The 13,036-nt window shown below is 62.1% G+C and carries 12 protein-coding genes and 1 tRNA gene; 8 read left to right on the top strand and 5 right to left on the bottom strand.

What is annotated here, in order from left to right:
* Positions 1 to 61 precede the first annotated feature (61 nt).
* From MJ639_RS14955 to MJ639_RS14945, 3 genes are all read left to right on the top strand, one after another.
* The gene (locus tag MJ639_RS14955) at positions 62 to 439 is read left to right on the top strand and encodes a TIGR02300 family protein (protein ID WP_243374509.1); all 378 of its coding nucleotides are present in this window, start codon (positions 62 to 64) and stop codon (positions 437 to 439) included.
* Positions 440 to 499: 60 nt separating this feature from the next.
* Positions 500 to 575, top strand: a tRNA-Ala gene (locus MJ639_RS14950).
* A 163-nt stretch (positions 576 to 738) separates the two neighbouring features.
* Positions 739 to 2,940, top strand: coding sequence for a malate synthase G (locus tag MJ639_RS14945; RefSeq protein ID WP_243374445.1), 2,202 nt, complete (start codon positions 739 to 741; stop codon positions 2,938 to 2,940).
* A 44-nt stretch (positions 2,941 to 2,984) separates the two neighbouring features.
* On the opposite strand, the gene MJ639_RS14940 is transcribed toward MJ639_RS14945, so the two are convergent.
* Both MJ639_RS14940 and pxpB read right to left on the bottom strand, forming a co-directional pair.
* The gene (locus MJ639_RS14940) at positions 2,985 to 4,013 is read right to left on the bottom strand and encodes a 5-oxoprolinase subunit C family protein (protein WP_243374444.1); all 1,029 of its coding nucleotides are present in this window, start codon (positions 4,011 to 4,013) and stop codon (positions 2,985 to 2,987) included.
* Positions 4,010 to 4,732: a 5-oxoprolinase subunit PxpB gene (gene pxpB, locus MJ639_RS14935; protein ID WP_243374441.1), complete on the bottom strand. Its 723-nt coding sequence runs from the start codon at positions 4,730 to 4,732 to the stop codon at positions 4,010 to 4,012. Before pxpB ends, MJ639_RS14940 begins: the two co-directional genes overlap by 4 nt.
* Before the next feature lie 220 nt (positions 4,733 to 4,952).
* Between pxpB and MJ639_RS14930 the strand changes: the two genes are divergently transcribed.
* Positions 4,953 to 5,738, top strand: coding sequence for a 3-hydroxybutyrate dehydrogenase (locus tag MJ639_RS14930; RefSeq protein WP_243374439.1), 786 nt, complete (start codon positions 4,953 to 4,955; stop codon positions 5,736 to 5,738).
* 115 nt (positions 5,739 to 5,853) lie between these two features.
* On the opposite strand, the gene pip is transcribed toward MJ639_RS14930, so the two are convergent.
* Positions 5,854 to 6,798 carry a prolyl aminopeptidase gene (gene pip / locus MJ639_RS14925; RefSeq protein ID WP_243374438.1) on the bottom strand — a complete coding sequence of 315 codons (945 nt, stop codon included), beginning with the start codon at positions 6,796 to 6,798 and terminating at the stop codon, positions 5,854 to 5,856.
* A 166-nt stretch (positions 6,799 to 6,964) separates the two neighbouring features.
* Between pip and MJ639_RS14920 the strand changes: the two genes are divergently transcribed.
* The 4 genes from MJ639_RS14920 (at position 6,965) to MJ639_RS14905 (ending at position 11,021) form a co-directional block, all read left to right on the top strand.
* Positions 6,965 to 8,038, top strand: a complete 1,074-nt coding sequence (locus tag MJ639_RS14920; protein WP_243374436.1) for an extracellular solute-binding protein — start codon at positions 6,965 to 6,967, stop codon at positions 8,036 to 8,038.
* 187 nt (positions 8,039 to 8,225) lie between these two features.
* Positions 8,226 to 9,311 (top strand): ABC transporter ATP-binding protein, encoded by a 1,086-nt coding sequence (locus MJ639_RS14915; protein ID WP_243374434.1) that lies wholly within the window; start codon positions 8,226 to 8,228, stop codon positions 9,309 to 9,311.
* Positions 9,308 to 10,177, top strand: a complete 870-nt coding sequence (locus MJ639_RS14910) for an ABC transporter permease (protein ID WP_243374432.1) — start codon at positions 9,308 to 9,310, stop codon at positions 10,175 to 10,177. The genes MJ639_RS14915 and MJ639_RS14910 overlap by 4 nt, the downstream gene beginning before the upstream one ends.
* 4 nt (positions 10,178 to 10,181) lie before the next feature.
* Positions 10,182 to 11,021 carry an ABC transporter permease gene (locus MJ639_RS14905; RefSeq protein WP_243374430.1) on the top strand — a complete coding sequence of 280 codons (840 nt, stop codon included), beginning with the start codon at positions 10,182 to 10,184 and terminating at the stop codon, positions 11,019 to 11,021.
* Positions 11,022 to 11,154: 133 nt separating this feature from the next.
* Here MJ639_RS14905 and MJ639_RS14900 read toward each other — a convergent pair whose 3' ends face one another.
* Positions 11,155 to 12,222 carry a dipeptidase gene (locus MJ639_RS14900; RefSeq protein WP_243374428.1) on the bottom strand — a complete coding sequence of 356 codons (1,068 nt, stop codon included), beginning with the start codon at positions 12,220 to 12,222 and terminating at the stop codon, positions 11,155 to 11,157.
* A 44-nt stretch (positions 12,223 to 12,266) separates the two neighbouring features.
* Positions 12,267 to 13,034 carry an ABC transporter ATP-binding protein gene (locus MJ639_RS14895; protein ID WP_243374426.1) on the bottom strand — a complete coding sequence of 256 codons (768 nt, stop codon included), beginning with the start codon at positions 13,032 to 13,034 and terminating at the stop codon, positions 12,267 to 12,269.
* Between the last annotated feature and the right edge of the window lie 2 nt (positions 13,035 to 13,036).

Genomic DNA, 13,036 nt, shown 5'->3' with positions numbered 1-13,036 from the left:
AGGCGTTCCCTCATGACTAGGGGAGCGTTCCCAACCATTCACTTCCATGAAGGCATCACCCGTGGCCAAACCGGAACTCGGCTTGAAGCGCCAGTGCATGAGCTGCGGCGCGAAATTCTACGATCTTAGCAGGGACCCGGCGGTCTGCCCGAAATGCGGCACCGTCTTCCAGGCAGTGGCTCTGAGCCGTGCCGCTGCGCCTGCGGTCGCCCGCGCTGCCGTCAAAGATGACGACGAGGACACCGAACTGGAAGCCTCCGGTCCGGAAATGGTCTCCCTCGATGAGGTCGAGGCTGGCGAGAACGAAGTCGCCGGCGACGACGATATCGACGTGGGCGATGACGACACCGAAGACACTTTCCTCGAGGATGAGGAAGAAGGCGACGACGACGTCTCCGATCTGATCGATAGCGATCTGGAAGACGACGAAGAGGCTTGAACCTCGGACCAGAGCCGACTATAGAGACGCCGCGGCGCCCCCAAGCGCCGCGGATTTAAAGGGGCCATAGCTCAGCTGGGAGAGCGCTTGCATGGCATGCAAGAGGTCGGCGGTTCGATCCCGCCTGGCTCCACCAAATCTTCAAAAACAGCCGCCCCTTTGGGCGGCTTTTTTGTTACCCGCCGGGCTTTGTGCGGTGCATCATTCCTTTGTCTCATGGAAAGAGCGCCGATCTTCATTTTTAGTCGCTGCGCCTTACCCTCTAAGGCAAGGATGTCCACTCCACGAAAGCGGGAACAATGACGCGCGTCCAGACGAACAGCCTTCAGGTCTCAACCGTCCTTCATGACTTCATCGAGCGGGAGGCCCTGAACGGCACAGGCGTATCGGCGGATGACTTCTGGAAAGGACTGGCTGGTCTCGTAAAGACCTTCTCGCCCCGCGACCGTGAGCTGCTGGCCGTCCGCGACAAGATCCAGGCGCAGATCGACGATTATCACCGGGCCCGCAAGGGCAAGGCCTTCGATCAGGCCGAGTACGAGCGCTTCCTGCGCGATATCGGCTATGTGCTGCAGGAGCCGGAGGATTTCTCGGTCAAGACGCAGAATGTGGACGACGAGATCGCCCGCATCGCCGGCCCCCAGCTCGTGGTGCCGGTCTCCAACGCCCGTTACGCACTGAACGCCGCCAATGCCCGCTGGGGCAGCCTCTATGATGCTCTCTACGGCACGGATGCGATTCCGGAGGAGGGCGGCGCCACCCGTGCCGGTGGCTACAACAAGGTGCGCGGTTCAAAGGTGGTGGAGCGCGCCCGTGAATTGCTCGATCAGGCGGCGCCGCTCGCCAAGGGCAGCCACAAGGGCTCCACGGGTTATGCCCTTCGCGGTGGCGCTCTCATCGTGAAGCTTCAGGACGGCAGCGAGACAGGCTTAAAGGATGCAGCGCAGCTCGTGGGCTATCAGGGCGATGCGGAAAATCCTTCCGCCATCCTTCTGCGTCACAACAACCTGCATATCGAAATCAAGATCGACCGCTCGAGCCCTATCGGCGCTGATGATCCGGCGGGTGTCGCCGATCTCGTGATCGAATCGGCCGTCTCCACCATCATGGACCTGGAAGACTCGGTTGCGGCGGTGGATGCCGACGACAAGGTCGAGGTCTATCGCACCTGGCTCGGTCTCATGAAGGGCGATCTCGTGGAGCGCTTCGAGAAGGGCGGACGCACCGTCGAACGCAAGCTCAATCCGGATCGCGTCTACTCCGCACCGAATGGTGGCGAGGTGCGCCTGCATGGCCGCAGCCTCATGCTGGTGCGCAATGTGGGCCACCACATGTTCACCGATGCGGTGCTGGATGAGGCGGGCAAGGAAATCCCTGAGACCATTCTCGATGCCGCCGTGACCTCTCTGATCGCAATCCATGATCTGAAGGGCAAGGGTGATCTGCGCAACAGCCGCGCGGGCTCGGTCTATATCGTGAAGCCCAAGATGCACGGACCGGACGAAGTGGCCTTCGCAAGTGATCTGTTCGCTGCTGTCGAGGACATGCTTGGGCTTTCACGCAACACGCTGAAAATGGGCATCATGGACGAGGAGCGCCGCACCACGGTGAACCTCAAGGCCTGCATCAAGGCAGCCGCCGATCGCATCGTGTTCATCAACACGGGCTTCCTCGACCGCACCGGCGACGAGATCCATACCTCGATGGAAGCGGGGCCCATGATCCGCAAGAACGACATGAAGTCGATGGCGTGGATCAAGGCCTATGAAGACAACAATGTGGATGTGGGCTTAAGCTGCGGGTTGCCCGGCCATGCGCAGATCGGCAAGGGCATGTGGGCCGCGCCCGACAAGATGGCCGACATGATGGCGCAGAAGATCGGCCATCCCATGGCTGGCGCCAACACCGCCTGGGTGCCGTCACCGACGGCGGCGACACTGCATGCGCTGCACTATCATCAGGTGAGCGTGCCCGCGCGCCAGGCTGAATTGAAATCGCGTCCGCGCGCAAAGCTCTCCGATATTCTCACCATTCCGGTGTCGCAATCCAACTGGGCGCCGGATGCGGTGCAGCAGGAGCTCGACAACAATTGCCAGGGCATTCTCGGCTACGTGGTGCGCTGGATCGATCAGGGCGTCGGCTGCTCGAAGGTGCCGGATATTCACGATGTCGGCCTGATGGAGGATCGCGCGACGCTGCGCATCTCCAGCCAGCATCTCGCCAACTGGCTGCGCCACGGCATCGTCACGCAAGATCAGGTCATGCAGACCCTGCGTCGCATGGCCGAAGTGGTGGATCGTCAGAATGCGGGTGATCCTCTCTACAAGCCGATGGCTCCGAGCTTTAGCGGCCCTGCCTTCCAGGCGGCCTGCGATCTCATCTTCAAAGGGGTCGAACAGCCCAACGGCTATACCGAGTACGTTCTGCATGAGCGCCGCCGTGAGGCGAAGGCCTCGGGCGCGCCGGATCGCTCGGATGAGAGCGGCGTCAAAACGAAATGAGAAGGAATGGGGCGCTGATTTCAGCGCCCCAAGTCTTTTTAGGCTCAGTGATCGGATGCCTTGTGCGTGAGCGCATCCACCATGCCGCCGATCAGGTTCGTGCTGAGCAGATGCTCCGTCGTGAGGTCGAAACGCAGCGGCACGAGTGCGGACGGAAGCGCGTTCATCCATTCCTTCATCTGGCGTGCGGCTGCCACCGCCTCATCGCGCGACACGGCGCGAAAGCGGACCGGCGTGCCGGGCCGCATCTGCGCGAAGCGCGCGAGGTCGGCGCTGATGATCGCTGCGATCTTCGGATATCCGCCCGCCGTCTGCCTGTCGCGCATGAGCACGATGGGAAGCCCGCTGCCGGGCACCTGGATGTGCCCATCCACGATGCCGTCGGAGACGATATTGAAGCCTTTCGCATGTTCGAGCTGCGGACCGTTCAGCTGAAAGCCCATGCGGTCGGCCTGCGGGCTGATGCTGAATTCTGCGCTCAAGAATGTTTGGATTGCATCGTCAGTGAAGTAATCGTCCTGCGGCCCCATCATCACACGGATGGGGCCGGTCTCTTCCAGAGGTTCGAGCGGCAGCTGCATAGGTGTGACATCCTGCGCGTCGGCTTTGCAGGGCAGGCGATCTCCCGCTTTCAACGGCGCGCCATTGAGACCGCCGAGGCGCGAGCGCTGATGAAACGACAGGCTGCCGAGTTGCGGTTCGATTTGGAAGCCACCGGCAACAGAAAGATAAGCGAAGGTGCCGCTGCGTGCATGGCCGACCTGCAGCGTATCGCCTTCACGCAGCACGATGGTCGTATTCGGGGCGACAGGCGTGTCGTTGATGCTCGCAGCGCAACCGGCACCCACAAGTGCCAAACGCAGTTCGCCATCCTCGCAGACGAAGCTGCCGCCGAGATTTACGAACTCGATGGCGGCCGTTTCAGGGGCATTGCCGACAAGTGCGTTGGCCATGGCAAGGCAGCGCCGATCCATCGCGCCGGAAGGCGAGACACCGAAGCCTTGATAGCCGATGCGGCCCCAATCCTGCAGGCTGGTCAGCGGGCCGCAGCTTTTCACGACAATGCTCGTCATGCGCTCACCCGTTCCGCGACAGGCTCACCGTTGAGCGCCGCCTTTTCCAGCGCATCCCAACGCGAGGCGTCAATGGGCTCAAAGATGATTTCGTCACCGGCGGCGAAGAGGAAGGCGGGATCACGCTCGGGCGCATAGCTCAAGACCGGTGTGCGCCCCAGAAGGTGCCAGCCGCTCGGCATTTCCATGGGAACGATTCCTGCCTGCTCGCCGCCGATCATGATCGATCCGCTTGGAACTTTTAGTCTTGGCTGCGTGCGACGCGATGTGGCGATGCGTGGATCAAGCCCGCCGAGATAGGCGAAGCCCGGCAGGAAGCCGATCATGTAGATCCGATAAACCGCGCTCGCATGGATTTCGATGACCTTCGATGACGTCAATCCGTGGTGCCGGGCGACATCCTCCAGATCGATCCCGTATTCACCGCCATAAACCACCGGAACGCGCCAGCGCGTGCCGGCCGTCGCTTGAGGCTGCAGATCCCGCGTCACCTCTTCGAGCCGATGAATGAGGGCGCCGTAATCGAGCAACGTAGGATCGAATTGCAGGGTGAGGGAACGATAGGTCGGAACGGTCTCGATAAGCCCCGCAGGTGGGTTCCGGCGCAGCAGGGCATCGAGCGCGAGGACCTTGCCGTTCAGATCGCGATCGATCGCGCTACCGAACTCGACCGTCAGCGCGCTGTCGCCGCAGGGGAGAAACCTTGGTGTCTGCACCATTCACCTGTTGAATCGTTGCCCCCGATCTCTCTCACATCGGCAGAGGAGGGACAATGGCAAGCCTTCACCCAGCGCCATGCATGAGGAGCAGATGGGGACGGCTTCTGCCGATGGGCTCGGCCTTCACCTTTTGGCTAGACTTAATTCTTCTTGCCCCTTCGTGCTATGTGACCCCCATCTTCAGAGCCCTGGGGCCGGAATGGCCCATGCGGAGTAGATCATGACCTTGAAGTCCAAGAACGCCGTCATCACCGGTTCCACCAGCGGCATCGGCCTCGCCATCGCCCGCGCCTTGGCCAAGGAAGGCACGAACGTGGTCATCAACGGCCTCGGCGATGCCGCCGAGATCGAAAAGACCCGCGCCGCCATCGAGAGCGAGTTCAGCGTAAAGGCCCGTTATTCGCCGGCGAACATGCTGAAAAGCGACGAGATCGAAGGCATGATCCGACAGGCCGAGGAGGAACTCGGCAGCGTCGATATCCTGGTCAACAACGCAGGCATCCAATTCGTCTCGCCGGTCGAGGAGTTTCCGGTCGAGAAATGGGATCAGATCATCGCGATCAATCTCTCCTCCGCCTTCCACGCCATCCGCGCCGCGGTTCCCGGCATGAAGGCCCGCAAATGGGGCCGCATCATCAATACGGCCTCCGCGCACTCGCTCGTCGCCTCGCCCTTCAAGTCGGCCTATGTGGCCGCCAAGCACGGCATCGCGGGCCTCACCAAGACCGTGGCGCTGGAAGTCGCCACTCATGGCGTGACCGTGAACTGCATCAGCCCCGGCTATGTCTGGACGCCGCTCGTCGAGAACCAGATTCCCGACACCATGAAGGCGCGCGGCCTCACCAAGGAACAGGTCATCAACGACGTGCTGCTGGAGGCGCAGCCCACGAAGCAATTCGTGACCGTCGATCAGGTTGCCGCGCTTGCCGTGTTCCTGTGCTCGGACGCCGCCAGCCAGATGACCGGCACCAACCTGTCGATGGATGGCGGCTGGACTGCGAAGTAAGCCGATCAAGCGTCATCCCGGACGAAGCGTAGCGAAGATCCGGGATCGCAAGACGATTAAAGCGCCTTATTCTGCGAACGATCCCGGGTTCCGCTATGCGGCCCCGGGATGACGATCATTTATCCGCGAAAGAATCTGTTGCCTCGATGAGATGGTGCAGGATGCCGGGCTCCGTCACCGCATGGCCCGCATCCGGCACCATGATGAATTGTGCCTCGGGCCAGGCCTTGTGCAGGTCCCATGCGGTTTTCGGCGGCGTGGCGACGTCGTAGCGGCCTTGAATGATCACGCCGGGAATGCTCTTCAGCTTATGGGCATCGCGGATCAGCTGCCCCTCCTCGAACCAACCTTCATGGACGAAGTAATGGTTCTCGATGCGCGCGAACGCGATGGCGTAATGGGGATCGCCGAACTGGTCGCTGAATCCTTGATTGTGGAGGAGGGTGATGGTCTCGCCCTCCCAGAGGCTCCAAGCCTGCGCGGCCTCGGCCTGAACGGCGGGATCAGGATGCGTCAGCCGCTTGCGGTAGGCGGTCATCATGTCCGAGCGCTCTTCCGCCGGAATCGGGGCGAGGTAACGCTCCCACTTGTCCGGGAAGAGCCAGGACGCGCCTTCCTGGTAGTACCAGAGCAGCTCGGAACGGCGCAGGGTGAAGATTCCACGCACGATCAACTCGGTCACGCGCTCCGGGTGTCTTTCCGCATAGGCGAGGGCCAGCGTCGAGCCCCAGGAGCCGCCGAACACCATCCACTTGTCCACACCGATCATGGCGCGCAGGCGCTCGATATCGGCCACCAGATGCCAGGTGGTGTTGGCCTCCAGGCTCGCATAGGGCGTCGAGCGCCCGCAGCCGCGCTGGTCGAAGAGCAGGATCCTGTATTTCTTCGGGTCGAACAGCCGGCGCTGCGCCGGGGTGCAGCCGCCGCCGGGGCCGCCATGGAGGAAAACCACGGGTTTCCCATTCGGGTTGCCGCACAATTCCCAATAGACCCGGTGACCGTCGCCCACATCGAGCATGCCATGATCGTATGGCTCGATCTCGGGATAGAAGGTGCGCATGGCAAAAAGCTCCGAATAACGGAGCTTATCCTTAACGACGGGGCCCGACCCTGTCACCTCCGGAGGGTTGATGAGCCGGCTTCAGACCCCCTAGCGTGTCGTTTGACTGTCATATAACTTTGCAACTGGGGAACAGGGTAATAGCCCGTCCACATGGAGGATGAAAATGTTGACCAAGCGCACCGGCCTGAAGCTCGCTACGGCTTTCGCCGCTCTGATGATTACCGGTACGGCACATGCCGCCGAGAAGCTCCGTCTCCTGACCTGGGCCGATTACGCGCCGAAAGAGGTCGTGGATCAGTTCACGAAGGAAACCGGCATCGAAGTCGAGATCACGCTCTCGAACAATGAGGAAATGATCTCCAAGCTGCGCGCCACTCAGGGCGCAGGCTTCGACCTCGTGCAGCCGAGCCAGGACCGTATCGCCGGTCCGCAGACCGAGTTCGGCATCTACAAGCCGCTTGACCTCTCCAAGCTGAAGTCCGATCTCTTCATCGCCTCCATGCTTGAGGCCACGAAGAAGAACACCACCATCGACGGCAAGGTCTACGGCGTGCCGCACATCTGGGGCACCGACGGCCTCATCGTGAACACGAAGCTTGCTCCGAAGGTCGCCGATTACAACGACCTCTGCGATCCGGCGCTTGCCGGCAAGACCAGCTTCCGCTCCAAGCGTCCGGCTCTCATCGCGTTTGCTTTCGCCAACGGCATGGATCCCTTCGCGTCCTACGGCGATGCCAAGGCTTATGCCGCGATGATGGACAAGGTCGGCGCCAAGCTCGCCGAGTGCAAGAAGACCGTGAAGTTCTTCTGGGACGGCAAGGACCAGCTCCTCAACGCCCTGCGCTCCGGCGAAGTCGTCGCCGCCATGGCGTGGGATACGGGCGGCTGGAAGCTGAATACGGAAAGCGCGGACATCAAGTTCATCGCTCCCAAGTCGGGCGCTCTGGGCTGGGTCGACACGTTCGCGATTCCGGCGAAGGGCCGCAACGACGATGCCGCCTACAAGTGGATCAACTTCAACATGCGTCCTGAGATCGCTGCGAAGGTGGCCGCTGCCGCCGGCAACTTCACGGCTTCGAACGGCGCCGACAAGCTCATGCAGGGCAAGCTGAAGGATCAGTTCGCCGAGAGCTTCCCGAAGGCCGCCATCGACAACATCAAGTGGTATCCGGCTGTGCCGGCTGGCATCGAAGAGATCGAGGGCAAGGTTCTCGACCGTCTGAAGGCCGGCTCGTAAGCCTCCACTTCGTCTAGCCAACATCCCCCGGAGTAAGCATCGGACCCAAAAGTGGAATCCACTTTTGGGATCTATCCGATGCTCTTTTAAACCGGCGCATCGTTCACGCGGAAAACCGAGTACACTTTTCCGCAAGATGCGCTGGTCCGGGGGATGCCTGTTTTTGTATGCTTGCCCCGGCAGTGTCATGGCCCATTCTTCCGATCTCGATCTCGTCAACGTCGTCAAACGCTTCGGCACGCATGCGGCCGTCAATGACGTGAATTTCAGCGTCGCCCCCGGCGAGTTCTTCTCCATTCTGGGGCCGTCCGGCTGCGGCAAGACTACGCTGATGCGCATGATCGCGGGTTTCGAGCATCCTACTTCCGGCGACATCCGCATCCGCGGTCAATCGATGATCGGGGTTCCCGCCAACAAGCGCCCCGTGAACATGGTTTTCCAAAGCCTCGCGCTCTTTCCGATGATGAGCGTAGGCGAGAACGTCGCTTACGGCCTGACCTGCCGCGGCGTCTCCCGCGCGGAAGCCGAGGAGCGCGCCAGCCGCATGTTGGAGCGCGTGGGCCTCAAAGGTTTCGGTGAGCGCCGCGTGACGGCTCTCTCCGGCGGACAGCGGCAGCGTGTGGCGATTGCCCGCTGTCTCGTTCTTGAGCCGACGCTCGTTCTTCTCGACGAGCCGCTCGGTGCGCTCGATCTCAAGCTGCGCGAGCATATGAAGATCGAGCTCAAGCAGCTGCAGGCCACCTTCAACACCACCTTCGCCTATATCACGCACGACCAATCCGAAGCGCTCGTCATGTCCGACCGCATCGCCGTGATGAACCAGGGGCGGTTCGAGCAGGTGGGCAGTCCGCGCGAGCTTTATCACAATCCCGCAACGCCCTTCGTCGCGAGCTTCGTCGGCGAGACGAACAAGTGGCAGGGCGAAGCGGCTTCTGCTTCCGCCGGCGGCATTGCCGTGCGCCTGCCTTCGGGCACGGTGATCCAGGGGCAGGGCAAGGTGGCGGAGAAGGCTTCGCTCGCCTTCGTGCGTCCCGAGGCTGTCGCCTTGGCGCAGGATTCTTCCGCATTGAGCAGCCTGCCCAACAAATTCGAAGGCCGCGTCTCGGCGGTGTTGTTCGACGGCGCGAATTCGAGCCTGCTCATCGACACGGCTGGTTTCGAGACGCCCGTTCGCGCAGTGCTGCCGCAGGCGGGTCCGCTTGCCGGCATCCAGGTCGGCGCGCCGATCCATGTGGGCTGGACGGCGGATGCCATGAAGGTCTTCGCCGCATGAGCAGGAAACCGGCTCAGAGCCTCACGCTCTTTCTGCTTCTGGCACCCGCCGTTCTATGGCTCGGCGTGCTCATCGTGCTGCCGCATGTAGAAATCCTCGTGCTCTCCTTCAGCGAGCGCGTGGCGCCGCGCGTCTATGCCTTTGGCTTCGGCAATTATCTCGAATTCTTCACCGAGCCGCTCTATTGGCGCACTTTCGCGCGCACGGCGATCATGTCGATTCTGGTGACGGCGATCACTCTCGTGCTTGCCTTTCCCATTGCGCTCTACATCGCCCGCGTGGCGCAAGGCCGCATGAAGGCGATGCTGCTGCTGCTCTGCCTGCTGCCGTTCTGGGTATCGGAGCTGGTGCGCACGCTCGGCTGGATGATGCTGCTGCGCGAGACCGGCGTGATCTCCTACATGCTCCAGGCAATCGGAGTGACGGATCAAAGAACCGAGTTTCTCTATAATGACGGCGCGGTGATCCTCGGCCTCGTCTATGGCGGCCTGCTCTTCATGATCGTGCCGCTTGCGAACGCTTTGGAAAGCCTGGACCCGTCGGTTGTCGAAGCGGGATTCGATCTCGGCGGCAGCCGCTGGACGGTGCTTCGCCGTATCGTCATTCCGCATGCGATGCCCGGCATCGTGGCAGGCTCGATCATCGTCTTCATGCTCACCGTCGGCAATTTCGCGACGCCGGTGCTGCTCGGCGGCAAGAATGGGTTATGGTTCACGGAGCAGATCTACGCGCAGTTCATCACGCGCTTCAACTGGCCGCAGGGCGCAGCCTTCGGCATGCTCCTTCTCCTGCTGTCCTCCGCCATCGTCTGGGCAGGGCTTCGTCTCACCGGGCAGAGCCTCGGCACCACCTTGAAGCAGGCCTGATGCCATGAACCGTCCGACACTGTCCTGGAAGCTCTACATCGCGGCTTTCTACATCTTCCTGTTCGCGCCGCTTCTCGTCGTTGCGATCTTCGCCTTCAATGCAAGCCCGTTCCCGTCGCCGCCGTGGAAGGGGTTCACCCTCGACTGGTTCACCGGTTCAGGCGCCACCTTCGGCAAGCCCGGCGTGCTGGTCGATCCGATCTGGCTCGATACCATCGCCAACAGCTTCAAGGTGGCCATTCCCGTGGCGCTGCTTGCTGTCGTCATCGGCACCGTGAATGCCTGGGTGCTGGAACGCGCGGAATTTCCCGGCAAGACCTTCCTGTCGATGATGATGCTCTGGCCCCTCGTCATCCCCGGCGTGGTGCTCGGCATCTCGATCCTCGCCTTCTTCTCGCGGGTGGCGAATGGCTTGGAGGAATGGCTTCAGACCGATCTCGATTTCCTGCGTCCTGGTCTTTCGCTCGTGGTGCTGGGCCAGCTCTCGTTCATCCTGACGATCTCCACGCTGATCATCGCCGCGCGCCTGCGCAAGTTCGACCGGTCGCTGGAAGAGGCGGCCTTTGACCTCGGCGCCAGCCGCGTGCGAGTGCTGCGCACGGTGACGCTGCCCTTCTTGAGTCCGGCGCTGATCGGTGCAGGGCTTGTGGCGTTGCTGATGTCGTTCGAGAACTTCAACACGACGCTGATGCTCGTCGGCTCGGACGCGCCGCTGCCGATCACCATGTATGGCCAGATGCGCGAAGGCGCGACCCCGGCGATCAACGCAGTGAGCCTGCTGCTGATGCTGGGCGTCGGCGGAATCGCGAGCGTCTTCGCGTTGACGTCGAAGGCGGAGCGGTAGCGCGCATCGCGTGGTCATCCCGGACGGAGCGCAGCGCAGATCCGGGATCGCATGACGAGTATGGTGCTATATCCTGAAGACGATCCCGGATCGGCTCACGCCGTTCGGGATGACGATTACAGCTTAGAGGCGTTTACCGTCCCCACGTCCGCTCGAGAACGTTGATCCAGTTCTCGTAGCAGAGCTTGCGCAGCGTCGCTTCGTCATAGCCGTGCTTGCGCATGGCTTCGACGAGACGCGGCAGGCCGCGCACGTCGCCGATCTCGGCGGGAATCGTCGCGCCGTCGAAATCCGAGCCAAAGCCCACGCCGTCGACACCCACATGCTCGATGAGATGATCCATGTGACGGATCATCTCTTCCAGCGGCGTGTCCTCGCTGCGCTGGCCGTCGGGGCGGATGAAGGAGGTGGCGAAGTTCACGCCCACCATGCCGCGGCTCTCGCGAATGGCGGCGAGCTGCTTGTCGGTCAGGTTGCGGGAATGCTCGCAGACCGCATAGGCGTTCGAATGCGTGGCGACGAGAGGCGCATCGGACAGCTTGGCGACGTCCCAGAAGCCCTTTTCGTTGAGATGCGACAGATCGATCATGATCTTCAGCTGATTGCAGGCCTTGATCAACTCGCGTCCATGGTCGGTGAGACCGGGGCCGGTATCGGGCGTCGAAGGATAGCGGAACGGCACGCCGTGACCGAAGATGTTGGGGCGGCTCCAGACCGGGCCGATGGAGCGCAGGCCGGCCTCGTAGAGCACATCCAGCATGGTGAGATCGGCATCGATGCCTTCCGCGCCTTCGATATGGAGGATCGCGGCGAGCTTGCCGTTGTCCAGGCACTCCCGAATGTCGGCGGCGGAACGGCAGATCTTCACCTCGCCCTTCGATGCGCGCTCAATCCGCATCAGGATCGATGACATATGCACCGTTACCTTCTGACTCGCGGCGAGCGCGAGGGCAGGCGGCAGCGGCACGTCGTATTGCTCGTTAGTCATGAGCGCATCGACATCGATGCCCATGTCCTCGGAAGGCACGTAAACGGCGAAGAAACCGCCGAACATGCCGCCCTGCTTCATGCGCGGCCAGTCGAGATGGCCGATATTATCGCCTTCGAGGAAAGCCTTCTCCGGCTGAATCTTTCCGCGCATCAGGCGAAGGAGAACGTCGTTATGGCCATCGAAGACAGGCATCAGGGAAGTGCTGGACATGGATTTTCAACCAATGCGATGAAGCAAAATTATCTCCGGCAGCCTTAAGCCGCTGCCGGAGAAGAGTTGCGCGTGAAGCCCTGGCTCGCCTGGATCAGGGACTGAGTGTACTCGTTCGAAGCCTTGCCGGTCCGCAGAGCGCCGGAGGAGGTTTCCTCCACCGCTTCGCCATGGCGCATGACGAGCAGGCGCTCGCAAAGATGCGCCACCACGGCGAGATCGTGGCTCACCAGGATATAGGTCAGCCCCATCTGGCGGCGCAGGTCGTCAAGAAGGTTCAGGATCTCCGCCTGCACGGATGCGTCGAGCGCGGAGGTTGGCTCATCAAGCAGCAGCACCTTTGGGCGCAGGATGAGCGCGCGGGCAATGGCGATGCGCTGGCGCTGACCGCCCGAAAGCTGGTGCGGATAGCGGAAGCGGAAGGAAGGGCCGAGGCCCACTTCCTTGAGCGCTTGCAGGATGCGCGTCTCCGCATCCTTCACACTGTGGATGGCGAGCGGCTCCGCGAGCGTGCGGTCGACCGTGTGGCGCGGGTGCAGGGATGCGTAGGGATCCTGGAACACCATCTGCGCCGTGCGGTAGAATTCCTTGCTGCGCGGCGTGGTGACTTGATTGCCGTCGACGATCACGCGGCCGCCGCTCACCGGTGCGAGGCCGCAGATGGCGCGCAGCACCGTGGATTTGCCCGAGCCGGATTCGCCGACGAGGCCATAGGCCTCGCCCTGCTTCACGGTGAAGCTCACGTTCTTGACCGCATCGACCCTGAGACGGCCCATGCCGTAGACGACATTGAGATTCTGGATATCGATCATGA

The sequence above is a fragment of the Microvirga solisilvae genome (assembly GCF_022808595.1).
In the GTDB taxonomy this organism is placed as follows: Bacteria; Pseudomonadota; Alphaproteobacteria; order Rhizobiales; family Beijerinckiaceae; genus Microvirga; species Microvirga solisilvae.
The sequence above is the reverse complement of the archived record's forward strand: the minus strand, read 5'-3'. Positions and strand labels throughout refer to the sequence as shown.